Raw genomic sequence first — 1186 nt, forward strand, 5'->3', positions numbered from 1 at the left:
CTGATGCGCCGGTGGTTGGGGCGGGGATGCCAGTCCACGCGGTTGTCGCATGCGTGACAGAAGCCGGACTGGCCCGTGCGGAGAAGGCGGCTCGGGCTGATCGCGTCCACGCGCAGACGGCGGGGGCGGGCAGCAGCGATCGGACTGCCGTCCCAGCGGCGGGCAGAGGAGTGGTGGCGCATGGGCGGCAACTTGCCAGGCGACGCACCGCGCCCCGGCCTCCACATGTACCGATGTCATGCGGATGGCCCAACAGGTGCGACGAGTGTGCGAATTGTCGACTGGGCGTTCGGTGCCTGCTTGTCGATCGGGTGAAGCGTTCAGGGGGTTCGGGCGGCTGGTCGCCCGTCAGGATCCGGCGGCACCGGAGGGGTGTGACCCTCGCAGAGCGACCCCAGCAGCTGCTGGATCGGGATGCCGAAGGCGTGCGCGAGGGCGTGCCACGTCGTGATGTTCCCCGTGGTGCGTCCGTGCTCCAGATCGATGAGCGTGCGCCGCGCCAGCCCGCTCCGCTCGGCGAGCTCGTCGAAGGTCCACCCGCGCTCGCTCCTCAGGTGCGCGAGCTGGACGCGCAGCGCCGTGAGGTTGGGGTCGGGCGGGAAGATCGTCACCCCACCATCCGATGGTGCAGCCCCCTGCCCTGTCAGTGCAGACCTCTGCACTATTTGCTAGGGAAGGAGTGACATTCGCCGGAAGCCCAGGCGGCTTGGACGCGTGCTGCGGCACGCGTTCGTCCGGCCCACCGCACCGAGCCATCGGACAGGAGGAGAGCGAGAGCGATGAGGCTCTCCCTGCATCACGCGGTTCCCCGGGTCTGGACCGTCGAACTGCGCCCGCACGCGACCGGCCCCGTACTCGATTGTCCGCGCTGCGTACCCCGTGCCATGCCTCTCCAGGCCTCCACGGCGCAGGCTGCCGCCCTGCGGCACCTGGCTGCTCACGCACGTCGTGACGCACTCGCCGGTCACCTCCGCACTTGTCAGTGCCGCCAGCGGCTATGTCGCTGGCACGCAAGGCACCGCGGATGCGCGGGCCCGGTACTTCTCGTCCTTGCCCGCGACCGTGGCGGCCGCGGCTGGCGGCTGGCCGATGTCTGTGCCGCGTGTGCCCGCGCCATCCCGAACGCTGCCGTGGTCCCTGACGGAAGCCTCCCCGTGGGCCTGCCCGAACCCGGCGTCGGCGTGGG

At 70.9% G+C, this 1186-nt stretch carries 2 protein-coding genes and 1 pseudogene; 1 reads left to right on the forward strand and 2 read right to left on the reverse strand.

The features are described from left to right. Both ACZ5CR_RS46295 and ACZ5CR_RS46300 read right to left on the reverse strand, forming a co-directional pair. Window positions 1-182 (reverse strand): DUF6083 domain-containing protein (locus tag ACZ5CR_RS46295; RefSeq protein WP_468870023.1); only part of this gene is annotated, 182 nt, incomplete at its 3' end. A gap of 138 nt (window positions 183-320) precedes the next feature. Next, complete coding sequence (locus tag ACZ5CR_RS46300; RefSeq protein WP_468870026.1) at window positions 321-611, reverse strand: helix-turn-helix transcriptional regulator; 291 nt, start codon at window positions 609-611, stop codon at window positions 321-323. A gap of 168 nt (window positions 612-779) precedes the next feature. Between ACZ5CR_RS46300 and ACZ5CR_RS46305 the strand changes: the two are divergent. Beyond that, window positions 780-1186, forward strand: a pseudogene (locus ACZ5CR_RS46305) (hypothetical protein); the annotation flags it as partial.

The sequence above is a fragment of the Streptomyces sp. NPDC031274 genome (assembly GCF_055570235.1).